The 19,042-nt window shown below is 65.9% G+C and carries 21 protein-coding genes; 10 read left to right on the forward strand and 11 right to left on the reverse strand.

Translation table 11 applies throughout. From position 1 onward, the window contains the following. Positions 1 to 28 precede the first annotated feature (28 nt). From CSQ92_RS02920 to CSQ92_RS02930, 3 genes are read right to left on the reverse strand one after another with little or no spacing between them, the layout of a single operon-like run. Positions 29 to 1,420, reverse strand: coding sequence for an LLM class flavin-dependent oxidoreductase (locus tag CSQ92_RS02920; protein ID WP_099393188.1), 1,392 nt, complete (start codon positions 1,418 to 1,420; stop codon positions 29 to 31). 3 nt (positions 1,421 to 1,423) lie between these two features. Then, positions 1,424 to 2,251 carry a MetQ/NlpA family ABC transporter substrate-binding protein gene (locus CSQ92_RS02925; RefSeq protein ID WP_099393189.1) on the reverse strand — a complete coding sequence of 276 codons (828 nt, stop codon included), beginning with the start codon at positions 2,249 to 2,251 and terminating at the stop codon, positions 1,424 to 1,426. A 21-nt stretch (positions 2,252 to 2,272) separates the two neighbouring features. Continuing rightward, on the reverse strand, positions 2,273 to 3,487 hold the full coding sequence (locus tag CSQ92_RS02930; protein WP_099393190.1) for an acyl-CoA dehydrogenase family protein: 1,215 nt from the start codon (positions 3,485 to 3,487) through the stop codon (positions 2,273 to 2,275). Positions 3,488 to 3,740: 253 nt separating this feature from the next. Here CSQ92_RS02930 and ssuE point away from each other — a divergent pair, with 253 nt between their 5' ends. The 5 genes from ssuE to CSQ92_RS02955 are packed head-to-tail and all read left to right on the forward strand — an operon-like array spanning position 3,741 to position 8,225. After that, on the forward strand, positions 3,741 to 4,361 hold the full coding sequence (ssuE, locus tag CSQ92_RS02935; RefSeq protein ID WP_070279089.1) for an NADPH-dependent FMN reductase: 621 nt from the start codon (positions 3,741 to 3,743) through the stop codon (positions 4,359 to 4,361). 24 nt (positions 4,362 to 4,385) lie between these two features. Beyond that, complete coding sequence (locus tag CSQ92_RS02940; RefSeq protein WP_180276917.1) at positions 4,386 to 5,390, forward strand: sulfonate ABC transporter substrate-binding protein; 1,005 nt, start codon at positions 4,386 to 4,388, stop codon at positions 5,388 to 5,390. Between the two features lie 33 nt (positions 5,391 to 5,423). Further along, the gene (gene ssuD, locus CSQ92_RS02945) at positions 5,424 to 6,584 is read left to right on the forward strand and encodes an FMNH2-dependent alkanesulfonate monooxygenase (RefSeq protein ID WP_070279091.1); all 1,161 of its coding nucleotides are present in this window, start codon (positions 5,424 to 5,426) and stop codon (positions 6,582 to 6,584) included. A 1-nt stretch (position 6,585) separates the two neighbouring features. Then, a complete protein-coding gene (gene ssuC, locus CSQ92_RS02950; RefSeq protein ID WP_099393191.1) occupies positions 6,586 to 7,377 on the forward strand; it encodes an aliphatic sulfonate ABC transporter permease SsuC in 792 nt (263 codons plus the stop codon). Between the two features lie 17 nt (positions 7,378 to 7,394). After that, positions 7,395 to 8,225, forward strand: a complete 831-nt coding sequence (locus tag CSQ92_RS02955) for an ATP-binding cassette domain-containing protein (protein ID WP_099394564.1) — start codon at positions 7,395 to 7,397, stop codon at positions 8,223 to 8,225. Here CSQ92_RS02955 and CSQ92_RS02960 read toward each other — a convergent pair. Further along, positions 8,182 to 8,892: an HAD-IA family hydrolase gene (locus CSQ92_RS02960; protein WP_099393192.1), complete on the reverse strand. Its 711-nt coding sequence runs from the start codon at positions 8,890 to 8,892 to the stop codon at positions 8,182 to 8,184. The two genes, CSQ92_RS02955 and CSQ92_RS02960, sit on opposite strands and share 44 nt — an antisense overlap. Before the next feature lie 55 nt (positions 8,893 to 8,947). Next, positions 8,948 to 9,409, reverse strand: a complete 462-nt coding sequence (locus CSQ92_RS02965) for an META domain-containing protein (RefSeq protein ID WP_099393193.1) — start codon at positions 9,407 to 9,409, stop codon at positions 8,948 to 8,950. 149 nt (positions 9,410 to 9,558) lie between these two features. On the opposite strand from CSQ92_RS02965, the gene CSQ92_RS02970 reads away from it, so the two are divergent. From CSQ92_RS02970 to CSQ92_RS02990, 5 genes are all read left to right on the forward strand, one after another. After that, positions 9,559 to 10,494: a hypothetical protein gene (locus CSQ92_RS02970; protein ID WP_099393194.1), complete on the forward strand. Its 936-nt coding sequence runs from the start codon at positions 9,559 to 9,561 to the stop codon at positions 10,492 to 10,494. Continuing rightward, complete coding sequence (gene pdxR, locus CSQ92_RS02975; protein WP_099393195.1) at positions 10,491 to 11,966, forward strand: MocR-like pyridoxine biosynthesis transcription factor PdxR; 1,476 nt, start codon at positions 10,491 to 10,493, stop codon at positions 11,964 to 11,966. The genes CSQ92_RS02970 and pdxR overlap by 4 nt, the downstream gene beginning before the upstream one ends. 177 nt (positions 11,967 to 12,143) lie before the next feature. Further along, positions 12,144 to 13,280 carry a benzoate/H(+) symporter BenE family transporter gene (locus CSQ92_RS02980; protein WP_257219230.1) on the forward strand — a complete coding sequence of 379 codons (1,137 nt, stop codon included), beginning with the start codon at positions 12,144 to 12,146 and terminating at the stop codon, positions 13,278 to 13,280. An 86-nt stretch (positions 13,281 to 13,366) separates the two neighbouring features. Continuing rightward, entirely contained in the window at positions 13,367 to 14,110 is a 744-nt protein-coding gene (locus CSQ92_RS02985; RefSeq protein WP_099393197.1) for a CPBP family intramembrane glutamic endopeptidase, read from the forward strand. Positions 14,111 to 14,141: 31 nt separating this feature from the next. Then, positions 14,142 to 14,684, forward strand: coding sequence for a gamma carbonic anhydrase family protein (locus CSQ92_RS02990; protein WP_070259099.1), 543 nt, complete (start codon positions 14,142 to 14,144; stop codon positions 14,682 to 14,684). Here the strand turns inward: CSQ92_RS02990 and CSQ92_RS02995 are convergent. The 6 genes from CSQ92_RS02995 to CSQ92_RS03020 form a co-directional block, all read right to left on the reverse strand. Beyond that, complete coding sequence (locus CSQ92_RS02995) at positions 14,657 to 15,598, reverse strand: acyl-CoA desaturase (RefSeq protein ID WP_099393198.1); 942 nt, start codon at positions 15,596 to 15,598, stop codon at positions 14,657 to 14,659. The two genes, CSQ92_RS02990 and CSQ92_RS02995, sit on opposite strands and share 28 nt — an antisense overlap. Beyond that, positions 15,598 to 15,915 carry a DUF3144 domain-containing protein gene (locus CSQ92_RS03000; RefSeq protein ID WP_034782889.1) on the reverse strand — a complete coding sequence of 106 codons (318 nt, stop codon included), beginning with the start codon at positions 15,913 to 15,915 and terminating at the stop codon, positions 15,598 to 15,600. The genes CSQ92_RS02995 and CSQ92_RS03000 overlap by 1 nt, the downstream gene beginning before the upstream one ends. Positions 15,916 to 15,985: 70 nt before the next feature. Then, positions 15,986 to 16,489, reverse strand: a complete 504-nt coding sequence (locus tag CSQ92_RS03005; protein ID WP_257219107.1) for a gluconokinase — start codon at positions 16,487 to 16,489, stop codon at positions 15,986 to 15,988. Continuing rightward, positions 16,486 to 16,989: an OmpA family protein gene (locus tag CSQ92_RS03010; protein ID WP_034782886.1), complete on the reverse strand. Its 504-nt coding sequence runs from the start codon at positions 16,987 to 16,989 to the stop codon at positions 16,486 to 16,488. Before CSQ92_RS03010 ends, CSQ92_RS03005 begins: the two co-directional genes overlap by 4 nt. Before the next feature lie 16 nt (positions 16,990 to 17,005). Then, entirely contained in the window at positions 17,006 to 18,277 is a 1,272-nt protein-coding gene (locus CSQ92_RS03015) for a diguanylate cyclase domain-containing protein (RefSeq protein WP_034782885.1), read from the reverse strand. Continuing rightward, positions 18,274 to 18,861: a YfiR family protein gene (locus CSQ92_RS03020; RefSeq protein ID WP_257219108.1), complete on the reverse strand. Its 588-nt coding sequence runs from the start codon at positions 18,859 to 18,861 to the stop codon at positions 18,274 to 18,276. Before CSQ92_RS03020 ends, CSQ92_RS03015 begins: the two co-directional genes overlap by 4 nt. Between the last annotated feature and the right edge of the window lie 181 nt (positions 18,862 to 19,042).

Genomic DNA, 19,042 nt, shown 5'->3' on the forward strand with positions numbered 1-19,042 from the left:
GGTGTCCTTGAATGGGGAATCTGATGCGTCAGGCCGCTGCCAGGGCGGCGTTGACGGGGGCGATGCTGACCTGCCGGCCCGCGTGATCGGCGGGCAGGCGCGGGCCCTGGCCGAAGACCTTGTGGCGCAAGCTGCCTTCCTCGTATTGCGTGCGGTAGCGGCCGCGCCGCTGCAGTTCCGGCACGATGTGTTGCACCACGTCGGCCATGCTGTCGTGGGCCACGGCGAAGGCGAGGTTGAAGCCGTCGATGCCCGTCTCGTCGAGCCAGTTTTCCAGCTGGTCGGCCACCTGGCGCGCATCGCCCACCAGCACCGGGCCGCGTCCGCCCAGGCCGATGTATTCGGCCGCTTCGCGTACCGTCCACGTGCGATTCGGGTCGGCCTGGCTGAACGAGGCCAGCGCCGAGCGGCCGGCCGGGGAATCGATGTAGTCGATGGTGGCGTCGAGCGGGTAGCGGCTGAAATCGACGCCCGTCCAGCCGGACAGCAGCACGAGGGCCGCCTCGATATTCACGTGGCGCAGGTAGTCGGCATGCTTGGCGCGCGCTTCTTCCTCTGTGGCGCCCGTGATGACCAGCGCCTGCGCGTAGATCAGCAGCGCGTCGCCATCTCGGCCGGCCTGCCGCACGGCGGCGCGCAGGTCGTCGGCGTAGCGTTTCACCACCGTCTTGCTGGGGCCACTGACAAAGGTGGCTTCCGCATGGCGCGCCGCGAAGCGCGTGCCGCGCGGCGAAGTGCCCGCCTGGTACAGCAGCGGCGTGCGCTGCGGCGACGGCTCGCACAAATGGATGCCGGGCACCTGGTAGTGGCGCCCGGCATGGTTGATCGGATGGACTCTGGCCGGATCGGCATAGATGCCGCGTGCCTTGTCGTTGACGACGGCGTCGTCGTCCCAGCTTTTTTCCCACAGCTTGTAGACGACGTCGAGGTATTCGTCGGCCAGGTCGTAGCGCTCGTCGTGGCCCAGTTGCTGGTTCAGGCCCAGGTTGCGCGCCGCGCTATCGAGATAACCGGTGACGATATTCCAGCCGATGCGCCCGCCAGTCAGGTGGTCGAGGGTGGACATGCGCCGCGCGAACGTGTACGGATGTTCATAGGTGAGGGCGCAGGTGACGCCGAAACCCAGGTGCGTGGTCGCCTGCGCCATGATGGGCACGAGGGCCAGCGGGTCGTTCAGCGGCACCTGCACGCCGTGCTCCAGGGCCGCATCGAGGCTGCCCCGGTACACGTCATACACGCCCAGCACGTCGGCCAGGAACACCGCGTCGAACAGGCCCGCTTCCAGCAGCCGCGCCAGTTCCGTCCAGTGTTCCGGGTTGGTATAGCGGTGGCTGCGGTCGCGCGCATGCGTCCACAGGCCCGGCGACTGGTGGCCGACGGTATTCATCTGGAAGGCGTTGAAGCGTATCGTCTTTGCCATGGTTTACTTGGCCGCCGTCTGCAAGGCTTGCTGGTAGTCGGGTTTCGAATAGCCGGCAAAGTGTTTATTCGTGATATCGAGGAATTCGCGCGAGCGGTAGGCGGCCGCCAGGTCTTTTGCGAACTGCTTGTCCTTGTCCGCCGTACGCACGGCTACCAGGTTGATGTAGTTGGGCGAGATTTTCTCGGCCACCAGCGCATCCGTCAGTTTCAGCCCCGACGCCAGCGCGTAATTGCCGTTGATGAAGGAGTAGTCGGTGTCGCCCAGCGAGCGTGGCAGCTGCGCCGCTTCCAGCGGCAGCAGCTTGATTTTCTTCGTGTTGATGGCGATATCCTTTTCCGACGCGCGCACGGGGTCGAAGCTGGCGCGCAGCTTGATCCAGCCCAGCTGGTCGAGCAGCACCAGCGCGCGCGCCTGGTTGGTCGGATCGTTCGGCAAGCCCACCGTCGTGCCTTCCTTCACGTCATCCAGGGTCTTGTGCTTCTTGCTGTAGATGGCGATCGGCGCCGTGGGGATCGTGATCAGGTCTGTCAGCGCCAGCTTGTGCTCCAGCGCGAATTTCTTCAGGTAGACGATGTGCTGGAAGACGTTGGCGTCCAGCGAACCCTCGGCCAGCGCGAAGTTCGGCTGGATGTAGTCGTTGAATTCCACCAGCTTGACCTTGTAGCCCTGCTTTTCCAGGATGGGCTTGATGCCCAGCTTGATCTGGTCCGCATACGGCCCGGCGCTGGTGCCGATGGTGATGTCCTTCGGGTCCTTGGCGTGGGCGAAGGTGGCCGTCAAGGCCAGGGTCAGGGCGGTGAGGAGGATGCTGCGGCGGGCGATGGTCATGGTGGCTCCTTGGTGGGTGAATTATGAATACGCGGTTGGTTCGGGCACCGTGCCGGTCAAGGCAAAGCGTCCCAGGTCGCGCAGCTTGTAGTCGATGGGGTCGTGCAGGGTATGCACGCGCACGTTGCGCCAGAAACGGTCGTAGCCATACTGGGTCGAGGTGGAGCGGGCGCCCGTCAGTTCGAACATCTGGCTGCTGATTTCCAGCCCAGCCTTGTGCGCCAGGCACTTGGCCTCGGCCACAGCGACGGCCAGCAAACCCCGTTCGCGCGCCGTCACCAGCGCGCCCTTGCGGAACACCTTTTCCAGTTCCTGCGCCGCCGCGTCGGCCAGCACTTGCGCGGGACGCAGCAAGAGCCACAGCTGGCCGTAGCGGTGCTGCACCAATGGGTCGTCCGTTGCCTTGGCCACGCCCGAGGCAAACCAGGCTTTCGCCTGCTCGTCCGTGTAGCGGCGTGCCGCTTCGAACGCGCCTTCGGCGATGCCCAGATAGAGGTTGGCCATGATCAGTTGCGCGATCTGCGAGCGCACGGTGGCTTGCGGCGTGGCGGCCTGCGCGGGCGCTTGCAGCACCAGTTCGCGCGGCAGGGCGACGCCGTGGAAATGCACATTGCCGCTGTCCGTCTGGCGCTGGCCGAAGGCATCCCAGTCCGCCTGCACGGTCACGCCATCCTGGCGCGTGGGCAGGGCGGCGATCAGCGCCGTTTGCGTGGGCGCATGCCAGGCGGAGACGGTCAGCCAGTCCGACCCCACGGAACCGGAAGAAAAGCTCTTGATGCCGTCGAGGGTGAAACCGTCGTCGCTGTCGGCCGCGGTGACCCGTTTGTCGAGGGGATTCAAGGCATTGCCCCAGAACAGGCGCTCGTCGACCGTCAAGGCGAGCAGGCGGCGCTGCTGCTGCGCGCTGCCATACAGCTGCAGGCCGGCCAGCTGCAGGTGGTGGAAGCCGAAGACATGCGCCAGTGCGCTGTCGGCCCGCGCCAGGATGCGGATCACCTGGTACACGAGGGGCCACGACGCGCCCTGGCCGCCGAATTCCACGGGGATCGACAAGGTGAGCAAACCCGACTCGCGCAGCCATTCGCGTTCCTGCGCAGCGTGCCCGCCGGCCTGGTCGCGGGCATTGGCCGTTTCAGCAAGGCGCGCGGCCAGCGACGTGGCGATGCTGATGGCGTCCTGCAGGGGTTCCGGCACAGGTGGCTGGGGACGGGCGGCATGGAGAAAAACGCTAGACATGGGTGACATTCCAGAAAGACGATGACGCCGATATTGCACCGCCAGGCACGCGCCGTACACGAAGAAAACCGCGCATGGATATGCGAAAAAAGCCGAGCAAGGAGCGGCGACTTCGCTTGCGGGGCGTCAGACCCGGATAGTCAAAAAACGCATATCGAAGCGCGAAAGCATTCGTTTTACACGGCTGCTGATGGCGATAGGCTGCAAGCATCCGAGCAACTCCAATCCGACAACGTACAGGGACGGGCATCACATGAGCATCTTGTTATTGGGCGGTAGCCCGCAACTCCCATCGAGTTCCAGCCGTCTGCTGCTGCATATCGGCGAACAGCTGGCGCTGCAGGGCCACAGCTACGCCAAGCTGCATGTGCGCGACCTGCCGGCACATGCCTTGCTGCTGGCCGACTACGACGACGCGGCGATTGCCCGCGCCGTGCGCGCCGTGGCCGACGCGGACGCCATCGTGATCGCCACGCCCATCTACAAGGCGTCGTATACCGGATTGCTGAAAGCCTTCCTCGACCTGTTGCCGCAAGATGGCCTGGCCGGCAAGCTGGTGCTGCCGCTGGCCACGGGCGGCGGCCATGCCCACACCCTGGCGCTCGACTATGCGCTGCGCCCCGTGCTGCATGCGCTGGGCGCCAAGCAAGTCTTCACCAGCATCTACGCCAATGCGCAGCAGCTGGCGTGGCATGAAGAGCGGGGCCTGAGCCTGGATGCGCCGATTGCCGAACGCGTGCAGGCCGGCATCGAGGAACTCTCCACCGGCCTGTTCGTGCTGCAGGGGCAGCGTCCGCCCGCGCCGGCCGATATCCCGTTGCCCGTGCGTTCGCTGCAAGACCAGCCTTACGCGCCCCAGTATCAAGCCGCCTGATTATTCACCGACCAAGGAACTGCCATGACACACCGCCACGCACAACGACTCTCGCGCCGTACCACCCTGGGCCTGCTGTTTGCCGCCGCCGCGGGCGTGATGGCGGCCGGCATGCCGGTCGCGGCGCAGGCGCAGGCCAAGGGGGAGGTGCAGGTGCGCATCGGCTACCAGAAATACGGCACATTGACCTTGCTGAAAGGGCGCGGCACCCTGGAAAAACGCCTGGCAGAGCAGGGCGTGGGCGTGAAATGGACGGAGTTCCCGGCCGGCCCCGTGCTGCTGGAAGGCCTCAACGTGGGCAGCATCGATTTCGGCACCGTGGGCGAGGCGCCGCCGATCTTTGCCCAGGCGGCCGGCGCGAACCTGGTGTATGTCGGCAATGAGCCGGCGTCGCCGGCCAGCGAAGCCATCGTCGTGCCCAAGGGTTCCGGCCTGCGCACCCTGGCCGACTTGAAGGGCAAGAAAATTGCCCTGAACAAGGGCTCGAACGTGCATTACCTGTTATTGAAGGCGCTGGAAAAGGCCGGTGTCGCGTACGCCGACATCCAGCCCGTGTTCCTGCCGCCGGCCGACGCGCGCGCCGCCTTCGAGCGGGGCAGCGTGGACGCGTGGGCCATCTGGGATCCGTTCCTGGCGGCCGCCGAAAAGCAGCTGGGCGCCCGCGTCCTGGCCGATGGCAAGGGCCTTGTGGCGAACTACCAGTTCTACCTGGCCTCGCGCACGTATGCGGAAAAAAATCCCGAGATCCTGCGCATCGTGCTCGATGAAGTGGCCAAGGTCGATGACTGGGGCCGCAACAATCCGGAAGAAGTGGCGACGATTCTCGCCGCGCAGACGGGCTTGAGCAAGGATGTCGTGGCGCTGGCCGCTTCGCGCTATGCATATGGCGTCAAACCCGTGTCGGTCGACGTCATCGCTTCGCAGCAAAGGGTGGCGGACGCGTTTTCCAGCCTGAAGCTGATACCGAAACCGATCGTCGTCAAGGACGCGCTGCTGCCGGCGCGCCAGCTGGCCACCAGCACAAAATAAACAAGCAAAGAAACAAGCAAAGGAAAGCACGCCATGTCATTGAATGTCTTCTGGTTCATCCCTACCCACGGCGACAGCCGCTACCTGGGCACGTCGCAGGGCGCGCGCCCCGTCGATGCCGATTATTTGCGCCAGGTGGCCGTGGCCGCCGATACCCTGGGCTACGACGGCGTGCTGCTGCCCACGGGCCGCTCCTGCGAGGACGCGTGGGTGGTGGCGTCGTCGCTGATCAGCGTGACGCAAAAGCTCAAATTCCTCGTGGCTATCCGCCCCGGCCTGTCCACACCCGGCCTGGCCGTGCGCATGGCGTCTACCTTTGACCGCCTGTCGAACGGGCGCCTCTTGATCAATGTCGTCACGGGCGGCGACCAGGGCGAGCTGGAAGCGGACGGCCTGTTTGCCGACCACGCCAAGCGCTATGAAATTTCCGATGAATTCATCAAGGTGTGGCGCGCCACCCTGGCGGGCGAGGGCGGCGCGGCCGGCTACGATTTCGAGGGCAAGCATATCCAGGTAAAGGGCGCGAAAACCCTGTACCCGCCCGTGCAGAAACCGTATCCGCCCCTGTATTTCGGCGGCTCGTCCGAGCCGGCGCATGAACTTGCGGCCGAGCAGATGGACGTGTACCTGACGTGGGGCGAGCCGCCGGCCGCCGTGGCCGAGAAAATCGCCGACATCCGCGCGCGCGCAGCAAAAAAAGGCCGCACAGTCCGGTTTGGCATCCGATTGCACGTGATCGTGCGCGAAACGAACGAGGCGGCCTGGCGCGCGGCCGATGAACTGATCAGTCACCTGGATGACGACATCATCGCCAAGGCGCAGGCGGCCTTCGGCAAGATGGATTCCGTGGGCCAGCAGCGCATGGCGGCCTTGCATGGCGGGCGGCGCGACAAGCTCGAAGTGTCACCGAATCTCTGGGCCGGCGTGGGCCTGGTGCGCGGCGGCGCGGGCACGGCCCTGGTCGGCGACGGCCCGACCGTGGTGGCGCGCATGCAGGAATACGCGGACCTGGGCATCGATACCTTCATTTTCTCCGGTTATCCGCACCTGGAAGAGTCGTACCGCTTCGCCGAACTGGTATTTCCGCTGCTGGGCAAGGGCAAGGCCGTGGGTGAGCAGTCACTGACGGGGCCCTTCGGCGAAGTCATGGCCAGCAATATCGTGCCGGCCGCGCCGCAGAAAAAGGCGGCCTGAGATGGCGGCCGGCTCCCTACAACGGGCAGGCGCCGCGCCGTGGCGCAATGCCTTGGCGCCATGGGCCTTGCCAGTGGCGCTGCTGCTGGCCTGGCAACTGGCGGCGCAGTGGGGCTGGCTGTCGAGCCGCATCCTGCCCGAGCCGTGGGCCGTGGCGAAAGCCTTCTGGCACCTGGCCGTGTCGGGCGAACTGTGGCTGCACCTGAAAACGAGCTTGTGGCGCGCGACGGTCGGTTTCGCCATCGGCGCGGGACTGGGCTTGCTGCTGGGGCTATTGACGGGCAGCTTCCGCCATGCGGAAACACTGCTCGACACGACCCTGCAAATGGTGCGCAACATCCCGGCCCTGGCCCTGATTCCGCTGGTGATCCTGTGGTTCGGCATCGACGAGACGGCCAAGCTGTTTCTGCTGGCCGTCGGCGTGTTCTTTCCCGTCTACCTGAATACCTTCCACGGCATCCGCTCGGCCGACCAGGGCTTGATCGAAATGGCGAAAAGCTATGGCTTGTCCGGCTGGCCCTTGTACCGCGACGTGATCCTGCCGGCCGCCATGCCTTCCATTCTGGTGGGCGTGCGCTTTTCGCTGGGCCTCGTGTGGGTGCTGCTGATCGTCGCCGAAACCATCTCGGCGCAGGCCGGCATCGGCTACATGACGATGAATGCGCGCGAATTTTTGCAAACGGACGTGGTGCTGGTGGGGATACTGCTGTATGCCTTGCTGGGCAAGCTGGCCGATTTGTTCTCGCGCCGGCTGGAGCGCCACTGCCTGCGCTGGAATCCTGCTTACCGCTAATGACGAAAGAAGACACCATGCTGCTTGCCCCCATCCAGATCGAAACGGATTTCCTGTCGCACTTCGTGCAGTACGACCCGGCCAGTGCGCCGCCGCAGGCGAAGATAGCCCCACAGGCTCCCTTGCAACGGCGTGGCGTACCCTTGGAGCTGACGAACCTGAGCAAATCCTACACCAGCCGCCCCGTGCTGAAAAACGTCGATCTGCAGCTGGAAGCGGGCGAGTTTGTCGCCATCGTGGGGCGCAGCGGCTGCGGCAAGAGTACCTTGCTGCGCTCGATCGCGGGCCTGGAAAGCGTCGATGACGGCAGAATCGCCATCGGCAGCGGCATCGGCGCGCCCGACATCCGCATCATGTTTCAGGAATCGCGTTTGCTGCCGTGGAAGACAGTGCTCGACAACGTGGCCCTGGGCCTGCCCCGTTCCGTCGGTGCGGCGGCCGCTTCGCTGTGGACGGTGGGCCTGGCCGAGCGGGCGGACGACTGGCCGTCGGCCCTGTCGGGCGGTCAGAAACAGCGGGTGGCACTGGCCCGCGCCCTTGTGCACGAGCCGCAACTGCTGCTGCTCGACGAGCCCTTGGGCGCGCTCGACGCCCTGACGCGCATCGAGATGCAGCAGCTGATCGAGTCGCTGTGGCTGGCGCGCGGCTTCACGGCCGTGCTGGTGACGCATGACGTGGCCGAGGCCGTGGCCCTGGCCGACCGCGTGCTGCTGATCGAGGATGGGCAGATCACCATGGACGTGCAGGTGGATTTGCCGCGCCCGCGACAGCGCGGCCATGCGGCTTTCGCCGCGCTGGAGCAAGCTATCTTGTCGCGGGTGTTGCAGCCATCTCCGCCAGGACAATAAAGCCGTCACCATCGACGGTTGCCACGATGCGTTCGTAGCTGTCGATGGCCGGGTGGCGCGTGGCCAGCGGATGCGCATGCGTGGCAGTGACGACGATGACCTTCGCACCGGCCGCTTCTCCCGCCTCGATGCCGACGGAGGCATCCTCGAATACCAGGCAGTCTGAGGGCGCCACGCCCAGTTTTTCGGCCGCCAGCAAATAGCAATCGGGTTTTGGCTTGCCGGCCTTGACGTCTTCCGCCGTCACCATGATGGCGGGGATGGGCATGCCGGCGGCCTTCAGGCGCGCCGTGGCCAGCGCCCTCGGCGCCGAGGTGACGATGGCCCATTGCGCGGGCGGCAGCGACTGCAAGAAGCGCAGCGCGCCGGCGATTTCAATAATTCCTTCCACATCGATGATTTCCGCATCCGTGATGTCCTGCGATTCGCGCTGCGCGTCGACACCGGGCAAGCGCAGCTTGGCGATGGTGTCGACCGAGCGCGCGCCATGGATGGTGGGCAGGAACGCCGCCACGTCGAGGCCCTGGCGCTGCGCCCACGTGCCCCAGATGCGTTCGGCGGCGGCGATGGAATTGATGACGGTGCCGTCCATATCAAAAAGAAAAGCCCGGTAGCGGCCGGCGGCCGATGGTGTCGGGGATGAAGACGGCGAGGGCAGTGCGGACATGGCTTCCTTCCGGATGATGGGCTGGAAGCCATTGTAACGGCAGTCGATTTTTATTTCACAGGTAGACCGATTCAAACCGGGCCACAGGCGCGCCATCCTTGAGCAGGATCAGGTACTCGCCTTCGAAGCGGTAGCCCGTCACGCTGTTCAAATTGGCCAATACCGCGCTTTCCAGCCGCATCAGGGGCGGCGGGCAGGCCATGCGCGTGCCGGCCAGCTGCGTGAAGCGCAGGGCGGTGCCGGCCAGCGTGTAGCCGCCCATGACCTGGTTGCAGCCCGTGAAACCATGGACCTTGCCATCGTCGGTGAGGGTGATGCGCACTTCGCGCTCCTGCTCCGGCGCCATCGTCACGTCGGCGCCATCGAGCTGCGTCAGCTTCCAGTAGGTATTCGTCAGGCTGTACATCGGTGTCAGGCCGGTGTCCGGCTTGGCGCTGTCGGGCGTGGCGGCGCAGCCGCCGGCGATGGCGGCGGCGAAGGACAGGTAGGTGAGACGATGCGTCAGGCGATGCAGCATGGGGCGCTCCTGTGAGGGGGAAATGCCTGCACACTAGCAGATTTTTCGCGCCGGCCGGCGTACCGCAGCGGTGAATGTTTTCATTTTGCCAGTACTGGCATTACACTCATGCTTTCTATTGTTTTAACCTTGATCGGGGAGCCGGGCCGATGCTGCAAGCGCAAGCGCTGGATAATCGACTGGTCGCCACCAGTGCCGACGATGTGCTGGTCGACCGCATCGTGCCCGGCGCGCCGCTGGTGATCGCCTTCGGTTTCGTGTCGTGGACGACGCGTCCCGCCTTCGATTTTTACGGGCGTCTGAGAAAGCTGGAGCAGGCTAGCGGCCAGCATCTGAACAAGATCCTCGTGCGCGATTCGGGCAATGCCTGGTACCACCGCCGCATCGCGGGCCTGGGCAGCCATGTGGATGAAACGGCGCAGGCCCTGCGCGAACTCGTGCGCCGCATCGCGCCCAGTCAAGTCACCACCGTCGGCCAATCCATGGGCGCGTACGCGGCCGTCATGTATGGCTTGCTGCTGGACGCGCAGCAGATCGTCGCCTTCGGGCCGCTGTCCTTCCTCGACGTGCAGCAGGCGCGCTTGTACCATGAGCTGCGCTGGCTGCCCGTGATGGAATCGCTGGCGCAAGACCCGCCGCCGTCTGGCTACTACGACCTGGCGGCCCTGTGCCGCGCCAGGGCGACGGACGATACGCAGCTGCACCTGGTGTTCGGCACGCGGCCCGACGTGGCACATGCCGGCGCCGGCGCCAGCGAATCGGTCAACCTCGACGCCATGCACGCGCAGCGCCTGGCCGCGTTCGGCCGCTGCACCCTGCACCCGTATCCCCAGTCGGGCCACGCGGTGGTGCAGCACCTGATCGACACGAAGCGCATCAACGGCTTGCTGGCCGCATGCATACTTGGTCTCACGCTGGAAGATGAGCCGATGCCGGAGATCGGCGCCGCCTGGCAAGACTGGGTGGCGGAAAACCTGCGTTTGGGCTGCGCCGGCGAACAGCTGGTGGCGGTGCTGCAGCAGCACGGGTTTTCGCTGGCCAGCAGCATGGCTGCCGTGGATGCGGCCCGCGCCAAGGCCATATGACGCCGCAGTTCGAACTCGACACCCTGAAAATCCGCATCGCCGCACCTGAACTGGCGGCGCTCGACTTGCGCGTGCGGGTGCAGCGCGCGCTGCGCCAGCTGATACTCGACGGCGTGCTGGCGCCCGGCCTGCGCCTGCCGGCTACGCGCGCGCTGGCGCAATCGCTGGGGGTGTCGCGCGATACGGTGGAAATGGCGTATGCGCAGCTGCGCCTCGATGGCTATCTGCGGCGGCAGGCGGGATCGGGCAGTTTTGTCTCGCCGACGATAGGCGCGAGCTTGCTGGGCAAGCCTGCGATGACGCTGCCGCCCTTGTCCGCGCAGCCGGTGGCCCTCAGCGCGCGCGGTGCGCAGATTCTCGCCAGCGGCGGCGTGGCCGACCAGCAGAGCGTGAAGGCATTCGCCACGGGCTTGCCGGAAACGCGGGCCTTTCCGCTCGACGTGTGGGAGCGCTTGCGGCGCCAGGCGGCAGGCGAACACCAGGCCGGCATGCTGCTGCACGGCGACCCGCAAGGGGCCGGGCCTTTGCGCCAGGCCATCGCCGACTATGTGAACCTGGAGCGGGGCGCGCGGGCCACGGCCAGCCAGGTGCTGGTGCTGAGCAGCACGCGCCAGGCCCTGTACCTGTGCGCGCAGGTGCTGGCCGACGCGCACGGTCCCATCCTGATGGAAGACCCCGGTTATTTCGGCGCGCGCAAGGCCTTCGAGATGGCGCAATTGCAGGTCGTGCCAGTACCCGTCGATGCGCATGGCTTGTCCATCGAGCACCTGCGCACGGACCGCAGCGGCGCCAACACGATTTACGTCACGCCCTCGCATCAATACCCGACGGGCGCCACCCTGGCGCTCGAGCGCCGGCTGGCCCTGACTGCCTGGGCTGCGGAACGCCAGGGCTGGATCATCGAGGATGATTACGACAGCCAGTTTCACTACGCGGGCTTGCCGACGGCGTGCGTGCAGGGGCTGGACACGCAGCAGCGCACGATTTACCTGGGTACCTTCGCCAAGTCGCTGTATCCGGGCCTGCGCATCGGCTACATGGTGCTGCCGCCCGCGCTGGTCAAGCCGATGACCCATGCGCGCAGCATTCTCGATGGCCACACGCCGCAGCTGGACCAGCTGACACTGGCCCGTTTCATCGCCGATGGCCATTTCGCGGCACATGTGCGCGCCATGCGCAAGGTCTACGCCGTGCGCCGCGATGCGATGGCGCAGGCCGTGCAGCGGCACTTGCCGCACGTGGTCGCGGCGCAGCTGCCGCCGGGCGGTTTGCAGATGCCGTGCCTGCTGCACGAGGGCAGGGACGAGCTGGAGACGATACGCCTGGCGGCGCAGGCGGGCATCGTGCTGCCGGGCATGAGCCGGCTGTATGCGATGCCGCCCGCGCGGGGCGGCTGGCTGCTGGGCTTTGCCGCGCTCACGCCGCACGAGATCGACAGCGGCATCGTCCGCCTGGCCCGCGCGCTGGGGTGAATGCTCAAGTGGTCTGTTATGCATGCGTAAAGTGGCCTGTTTGAGCAGTCCATATGGCCGTTAAGATGCCCCTTTTGAACATCAGGCAAGGGCACACGCATGCACACAAGCTCCACATCATCGGCCGCAACCGGCAACAGGCGCCAGGCGCGCTGGCGCGACCTGGCGTCCCCCGCCATGGCCGCCTTCATCTCTGTCCTCGTCAACTATGGCGGCACCTTCGTGCTGGTGTTCCAGGCAGCCCAGCTGGCCCAGCTGAGCGCGGCGCAGACGGCATCCTGGGTCTGGTCGCTGAGCATCGGCGTGGGCGTGACGGGCATCTGGCTCAGCTACCGCTATCGCGCGCCCATCATCACGGCCTGGTCCACGCCCGGCGTGGCCTTCCTGGCCACCGTCATGCCACACACGCCGTATGCCGAGGTGATCGGCGCCTACATGATCTCCGCCATCGCCTTCATTGTGCTGGGCATGTCCGGCGCCTTCGAGCGCCTGGTGCGCTTGATTCCTGGCGGCATCGCTGCCGGCTTGCTGGCCGGTATCCTGCTGCAGTTTGGCGTGAATGCGTTTGGCGGCGCCAGCGCCGACCCGCTGCTGGTGGTGGTATTGCTGCTGTCGTATGCCGTGCTGCGCCGTTTCACGGCACGCTTTGCCGTCGTCGGCATCATGCTGATCGGCCTGGTCCTGCTGCTGGCGCAGGGACGCATCGATGCGCAAGGCATAGTACTGGCCCTGGCCGCGCCCGTGTTCGAGATGCCGCGCTTTTCCGTGGCGTCCCTGCTGGGCGTGGCGCTGCCCCTGTTCCTGATTACCCTGACGGGGCAGTACATGCCCGGCATGCTGGTGCTGCGCAATGACGGCTACCAGGTCAGCGCCAATCCCATCCTGACGGTGACGGGCCTCGGTTCGCTGCTCATGGCGCCATTCGGCGCGCACGCCTTCAACGTGGCCGCCATCACGGCCGCCATCTGCACGGGCAAGGATGCGCATGCGGATCCGTCGAAGCGCTATGTCGCGGGGCTCGCTTGCGGCGTGCTGTACATTCTGGTGGGCATCTTCGGCGTCACCCTGGCCAGCCTGTTCATGGTCTTGCCGCGCAGCTTCATCACGGCGCTGGCGGGCCTGGCCCTGCTGGGCGCCATCGGCAACAGCCTGGCGCAGGCGATGGCAGACGTGCGCATGCGCGAAACGGCCTTGATTACTTTCCTGGCGACGGCCGCGAATGTGACACTGCTGGGCGTGGGCGGCGCCCTGTGGGGGCTGGCGGCCGGACTGGCGGCGCATGGCCTGATGCATGGATGGCGCAAGGCGGCATAGCAAGATAGGTTGCCCATTTTGCCAGCCGGCGCATACAATTGCTGCGCCCGTGCCCGTTGGCACCGTAATCCGACTTGAGCCGAACGATGCCCGAGATCACTTCCCTGGCGCAGTATCTGCTGGCGATCACGCCCGCCTTCCTCGTTTACGGCGCCTTGCTGCTGGTGTTGCCACGTACTGTGCCACGCTCGGTGCCGCTGCTGCGCGTGCTCGTGCACATTTTATTTTTCGTGCTGGCGCGCGATGCGATGACGGCGCACGGCTATTGGCAGGTGGCGGCGGGCGGCTTGCGTTTCACGGCGCCGCCGCTGGTCTTGCTGGCGCTGGGCGCCATGTCGCTGGGGCTGGTGGCCAGCACGTGCTGGCTGGAAAGCGAGGCGCGCCGACAGATCCACTGGTTCGGCATGCGGCCAGCCCTGTCCGTGCTGCTGGGCGTAGCGGGCGCCGCTTTGATCATCGCGCTGGCGACGGGCTTGAAAGCCGTGTTTAACTTGCCCTCGCTGGCGCCCGTCGCGCCATCCGCGCTGCCCTTGCTGCTGGGTTTTGCGCTGGCGGCCAATTGTTATGAGGAATTGCTGTTTCGCGGCTTGCTGCAGCAGCAATTGCGCGCCTGGCTGCCGGCCTGGCGCGCGGCGCTGGTGTCGGGCCTGCTGTTCGGCCTGTGCCACGCCTTCCTCGCCACCACCGTCACGCAGGTGGGCGCGCCCATCCTCGTGTTTACCGTGATCGAAGGCGTGGTGGCGGGGCTGGTATATTGCCGTGCCGGCTTGCTGGGCGCGTCCCTGGCGCATGGGCTGGCGATTTTTGCGCTGGCCGCCGGCTGGGTGTGAATGTTTACTATTTATGAAGAGTGAGAAAGCGATGCCTGTCAGTTCCTACCTGAATACCCGCCCCGTCGTGGGCGAGCGCGTCTACCTGCATGACACGGCGCAAGTGATCGGCGATGTGCAGATCGGCGACGACTGCTCCATCTGGTGCAACAGCGTGCTGCGCGGCGACGTCAACCGCATCGTCATCGGCGAAGGCAGCAATATCCAGGACTTTTCCATGGGCCACGTGTCGCACAGGAATGCGGCCAAGCCCGATGGTTCACCGCTGACCATCGGCAACTACGTGACCATCGGCCACTCCGTGATCTTGCACGGCTGCACCATCGGCGACGAGTGCCTGATCGGCATGGGCAGCATCGTCATGGATGACGTGGTGGTGGAAAAGCACGTGATGCTGGGTGCGGGCAGCCTGGTATCGCCGGGCAAGGTGCTGGAAAGCGGCCATCTGTACGTGGGCCGGCCCGCTGCCAAGGTGCGCGCGCTCACCGAAGCCGAGATCGCCTACCTGCGCTATTCGGCCGAGCATTACGTGCGCGTCAAAAACAATTACCTGGCCGGTGGCGACGGCGCCTGAGCGCTAGCGGTATCAATGCGGCGCAGTTCCGGCCGCGGCGCCAGGTCGTGCGGCAGGCGCAAGCTGGACACGAGGCCCAGGCGCCGCAAGAGCAGCAGTACCCACCAGCCCGGGTCCCATTCGCCCGGCAGCAGGCCCAGCCTGGCCGAGCCCGGGTACGCGTGATGGTTGTTGTGCCAGCATTCGCCCATGGTCAGCAGCGATGTCAGGCGGATATTCCGGCCCTGCACTGCGGCGCCATCGACATGAAAGTGCATCTGGCCATGGTTGTGGGCGAAGTAGCCGACCAGCCAGTGACCGAGCACGCCGGCGCTGACCCGCGCGCAGACGCCCCAGCAGACCAGGCCCCAGCCGCCCCAGGCGTAGAACAGCACGGCCCACGGCAGTTGCTGCAGCATCCAGGTTCTTTCCAGAAAACGATAGAAGCGGTCGTGCGCGATGCGCGGCTCGATGGCGATGTGCGGCGGGTGGTCGAGGTCAAGGCGGCAGAATAATTGCCACCAGGCATCGCTCCAGAAGCCGGCGCCGTGGCGCAGATACGGGTGGCAATCGGGCAGGCGCTGCGCATAGTCGCGCAGTTCGTGCTGGCGCAGCAGGCCCAGCGGGCCGCTGAGGCCCACCAGCACGCCCAGGTACACGAGTACATATGCCAGCCATTGCGGGCATTCAAAGCTGTCGTGGATCAGCTTGCGGTGGCTGCCCAGCGAATGGCCGAACAGCAGGACGATGGCCGTGCCGCTCACAAACAGCAGCAAGCCGGTCCAGCTGAAGCAGAGCAGGGCGCCCGTCACGGCGCCGGCCAGCATGGCTATCAGCCACAGCGCTTGCAAAGGCGCAAAGCGTACTGAACCTTTCAGCACGCTGTCGGCGTAGGTGGCGCGGGCGCGGTGGCTGGCCAGGCTGGCTGCGGACATCAACCCTTGGGGGCTGACGACGGTTGCGTGTACTTGTCGAAGTTGGTGATGTAGTCGTTGAAGTTGTCGGTCAGCATGCGCTTGTACTGTTCCGTGAAGAACGCCACGGCGCCTTCCTTCTCTTCCTGCATCTTGGCCACGTCGTTGCTCTTGCTGGCGACAAGGAAGGCGTTGAAGCGGGCGGCCGCGTACAGCAGCGAGGTGGCGACTTCATTGCCGCCGCTGTGCATGCATTGCTCATTGGCCAGGGCGATGACCTGGTCGGCGCGTTCCCAGAATTCCGGGCCCGGTGCTGGTTTGGTGGTTGGTGTGCTCATAAAATCCCTCATGAAAGTGCGCGCCAGTCTACACAGGGGGCCGCGGGCTGTCCAGCCGCGCGGCCGCCAGTCAGGGCGTTTGCAGGATCTGTCCGAGCAGCACGGCCAGCGGCTGGCGGATATCGAGCACGATGCCGGCCTCGTCCGCCTGCAGCGGTTGCAGCGTGGCCAGCTGGCTGTCGAGCAGGCTGGCCGGCATGAAATGGCCGGGGCGCTGCAAACGGCTTTCCAGCACGGTGCGCGGGCCGTCCAGGTGGACAAAGCGCAGGGCCGGGTCGCCCTCGCGCAGCACGTCGCGGTAGGCGCGCTTCAGGGCCGAGCAGGAAACGACGAGGCCGTCGCCTTGCGCGCTGGCCGTGGCGATGCGCTCGCGCAGGGCGGCCAGCCAGCCGGCACGGTCGGCGTCGTCGAGCGGGATGCCGGCCGCCATCTTGGCCACGTTTTCCGGGGAATGCACGTCGTCGCCTTCCACATACGGCACGCCCAGCGCGCTGGCCAGCAGGCTGCCGACGGCGCTCTTGCCGCAGCCGGACACGCCCATCACGACCCAGCGGGCGGGCGCGCCTGTCCTCATGGGGCCGAGACGATGACGGTGACGCGGCGGTTTTCCGCCTTGCCGGCCTTGCTGGCGTTCGAGGCGACCGGCTTGCTCATGCCCAGGCCCTTGACGGTGATATTGCCGCGTGGAATGCCGGCCACGCCCATCGCATCGGCCACCACGTTGGCGCGCGCCAGCGACAACTTGTTGTTCAGCACTTCGGCACCTTCGTTGTCCGTATGGCCTTCCACGCGCATGTGCGTGATGCCCACTTTCAGCAGGGCGGCGCTGATTTTCTGGATGGCGGCCCGGCTCGGCGCCGTCAGGCTGGAAGCGCCGAAATCGAACAGCAGCTTGTCGGTAAAGCTCAGCTCCCAGCCTTCTTCGGTCTGGTTGAAGCCTTGCTCCTTCAAGGTGGCCACTTGCTCGGCATTGAACAGCGGTTTTTTCTCTGGCGTGCTCTGGCAGGCGGCCAGCAGGCCCAGCATGAACAAGCCGAGGAAGACGCGGCGTAATTGCTTGTAGATGGATTGCATGGTATTGCTCCTTGATTCAGGGGTGGGTATGGGGTTGCGGCAGGCGCGCCACCTGGCGCGTGCCGCGCTGCGCCTGCTTGGCGCGGTACATGGCTTCGTCCGCCGCGCCGACCAGCGAAACGGCGTCGATGGCGTGATCGGGGAAGACGGCCACGCCGATGGTCAGCGAGCTGACGATGCTATTGCCGGTGGGCAGCTCAATGGCTTGCGCCATGGCGGCGATGATGTTGTCGGCGATGTGCATGGCGTCGCTGCTGTTGCGCAGCGGCTTGAGCAGGATGGCGAATTCGTCGCCGCCCAGGCGCGCCACCAGGTCGCCCTCGCGCAATTGCTGCTTGATGCGCGCGGCGATCGTCACCAGCACGCGGTCGCCCGAGGCATGGCCGAAGGTGTCGTTTATATATTTGAAACGGTCGCTGTCGAGGAACAGCACGGCCACCTTGCCATTGCCGACCCGCGCTTCAAGGATGGCGCGTTCCAGCTCCGCTTCCATGAAGGCGCGGTTAGACAGGCCCGTCAGGCTGTCGTGGTTGGCGCGGTGCGACAGCGAGGCGTTTTCCTTTTGCAGATGGCTTTGCCATGCTTCCAGTTCGTCGAGCAGGGCGTTGAAGTCGTCATTGATCTGGTTCAGCTCGGCAATATTGGCCGGCGGCACGCGCAGTTCGAACGAGCGGTCGCGCCGCACGCGGTGGGCCGTTTCCGCCAGGTGGCGCAGGGGCGACGTGATCTCCGTTTCCATGCTGCGCGACAGGCGCACAGCGACGACGAGGCTGAGCACCAGGCAGGCGAGCAGGCAGGTCAGGCCGCTGAGCAGGAAGGGCAGCAGGCTGCGGCTGTGCGGCACCAGCTTGATGCTGCCGATGGCCTGTTCGTTGCGCGTGATGGGGAAGGTCAGCGAATCGGGCAGCATCCAGCCCGTCAGCGCGCGTTCGATGTAGTAGCGCGTGCCGTGTTCGCCCCGTTCCCAGCGGGCCAGCACGTTGCCGGCCGTGTCGCTCACCTGCGCCTGGTCGATATCTTCATTGACACCGATCAAGGCCAGCGCTTCCTTGGCGGCCATGGAATCGCCAAAGACGACGGCCCCTTCCACCGTGTAGCTCATCGAGCGGGCCACCAGGCGCAGGTTCTGGTCCGAATACACGCGCAGGGCCAGCAGCGCCACGGCCGTCAGGGTCAGGCCGGCCGCCAGCACGGCGATCAGCGACACGCTCAGGTGGGCGCGCCGCAGCACGCTGTCGAGCGTCGGGCGGGGCCGGCGGGCAGGCTTGTTGCTCATCCGGGCGCTCATGGCGGCGGTCCCTTGCGACGTGCAATTTGCAAGGCGTTCGGATGCACGCGCAGGCCGCTGCGGGCGATGGCGTCGAGGTTGACGTCAAAACCGATCTGCGCCTCGGCGAGGCGCAGGCAGAACATGGTGCCCACGGCGCAGGACGTGCCGGGTTCGGCCACCGATAAAATCGGCTTGCCGATGATCTGCGCCAGCAGATGCTCGCGTTCGCCCTCGGGCAGGCTGCCCAGGTAGACGACGTCGCATTCGCTGACAGCGGCGGCTGCCGCCGGGATTTTCACGCGGATGCGCTGGCCCAGGCTGGAAGCGGGCGTGTCGACGATGGCCGCGCCGTAACGGGGCGCACCGAGCATGCAGACGCGCACTTCCTGGCGCGCCACGGGCCAGCGCACATAGCTGATGATGCCAAACAGGACCTGGGCCACCTCGGCGGGACGCCTAGCGTCCACCGCCGCGCCCGTTTGCGCCCACGCACACGGGGCCAGCGCCGTGCAGGCCAGCAATGATGCCAGCAGCGAGGCCAGCAGCACGACGAGCAGGGCGGGCGGCGCGGAGCGCTGCCGGTGGCGAGGGAAGGAGGGCACGGCGTCGGTGTCTTTATGCAGGTCGGGTTGCTATTCAACTAGTTACTCAGCAACACAGACTCTACGGAAGTCCCTGTTGAAAGTAAATCACGGCGCTACGCCATAAACCTTGCATTATAAACACGAATGTGAAAACTTGCATTCTTTACCATGAGAATTACTTGTCAACACTGCCGTGGCG

This window comes from Janthinobacterium sp. BJB446 (assembly GCF_002735655.1).
GTDB lineage: Bacteria > Pseudomonadota > Gammaproteobacteria > Burkholderiales > Burkholderiaceae_D > Janthinobacterium > Janthinobacterium lividum.